Origin of the sequence: Kitasatospora sp. NPDC097691 (genome assembly GCF_040302665.1) — a bacterium.
Classification (GTDB): Bacteria; Actinomycetota; Actinomycetes; order Streptomycetales; family Streptomycetaceae; genus Kitasatospora.
In genome coordinates, this window is the sequence record NZ_JBEORY010000130.1 from 1 (window position 1) to 1,653 (window position 1,653).

The 1,653-nt window shown below is 60.2% G+C and carries 2 protein-coding genes; both read right to left on the bottom strand.

The genetic code is table 11. The features are described from left to right. Window positions 1-252: hypothetical protein (locus ABTY56_RS38615; RefSeq protein WP_350634371.1), on the bottom strand; the 252-nt coding region annotated here is incomplete at its 3' end. Window positions 253-609: 357 nt separating this feature from the next. Then, window positions 610-1,653, bottom strand: a 1,044-nt coding sequence (locus ABTY56_RS38620) for an HD-GYP domain-containing protein (protein ID WP_350634372.1), incomplete at its 5' end; no start/stop codon positions are given.

Here is a 1,653-nt window from a genome sequence, read left to right on the forward strand (position 1 = left end):
TAATCTAAAGTTGAGAATATCGTCCGCATTTCTCGATACTTTCCCGATCTCGTCAATAGGGGGAGCTGAACTCGGTCCATTCTGCCTGCATTGGCCTGACATAACCGAGGGGATGCTTTGCCGATTGTAGTAGGTGTCACCCGAATTGAACAGATCGCGTCGCGCCCTCGTCGCCCGACGTTCGGGAAAGCGTGCTGGCTTTTCAGGTGTCGGTAAAATGCTCTCGCGAACTGCAAGGTCTGCTTCGTGCAATCGTTCGCTATAGAACGGACCAACGGCTTTCAGCCAGCTTCAGCCGTACAGGGGTGGCTCGATCAACGACCGCTCATAGACATCGCAGCGGTGATCCCGAATGACTGGGTCGGGTCGAAAGCAGACGGCGTAAAATGTCAGGGATATGACCGTTCTGCCTACTCAGCGGGGGTGTCCGCTTCATCGGACTAAGGATTGGCAGCTAAAGCTTGCGGGTCTTCACTTCGACGCAGACGACGTTCCGTGCCTGATTGCTCGGGCGAGCAACTGTATATTCATCGTGACTTTGGGCCAGGTTCTGTTAAGACGCTTCGTGCCTGCCTGAAATACAAGTGAAATCTTAGTATCCGCATAAGATCAATGAGACGGTTTCAGGGGCTTGGAAGGATCGGCATTGGCGGCGGGAGTCATTACGACGGGCCTGAAAGCATGCACCAGATCGGGGTCCAACCGGCCCTTCATACCTTCGAGGATCGGGTACGCCTCCGATGCAGCCATTGGCGCCCTGTAAGGCCGTTCTTCGATCAAGGCGCCATAGACGTCGCAGACCGTGACCAGCCGGACAAGGTCGGGAATGGCCGCCCCCGACAGCCCGTCTGGATAGCCAGATCCATCCAGCATCTCATGGTGAGACCGAACAACGCTCAGCATGGCCTCCTCGAACCCTAGCCCGACAAGCATGCGATAGCCCTCGACGGCGTGCGTTCGCATCACGGCCATCTCGGACGCGTCGAGCTTGCCTGGCTTGTTCAGGATGGCAACAGGGATCCTGGTCTTACCGACGTCGTGAAGAAGGGCCGCCTGAGCCAATCGATGTCGATCAGCCCTCGACATTCCGAGGGTGCCGGCGAAGGCGGCCGCCAATCCCGCCACGAGCAGGATATGCTGGTGCGTGGCATCATCGAAGTCACGCACCGCGCGGATCCAATCGTAGATCCCGTGGGCGCCGATGGCCGTCGCAACGATCTCCGTCCCGTTTGCGACCTCGGCTGGTGTCAGCACGCCAACCATGATGGTGTCGCGCAGAAACTGCCGCGCCCGGCTCGCGTGCTTCTGTGCCGACGAAGGCACCATCCCGGCCTGGACCACGACGCGTTCGATGACACGCGGCAGTGTAGAGAGGGCCGCAGCGGTGACCATCGCGGTCACCCCGAGCATCTGAACGTGAGCCTGAGTCCGCGGGCCTTCCTCGTGCACGACGAAGACATGGGGTCTCTTGCCGATGCCGGCTCGGCTGAAAAGCTGCTTCAGCCGGGCGATGGCATCGGACGTCAACTCCCTAACATCACTCAGGACGATAGCAGGGGGATTTGCCAGGTCCTTGCCGGGCGGCAGCAGCCAGTCCAGACGCCAGACGCCGTCCGGCAGGGGACGGGCCACGACCTCACCGGCCGACGGGCC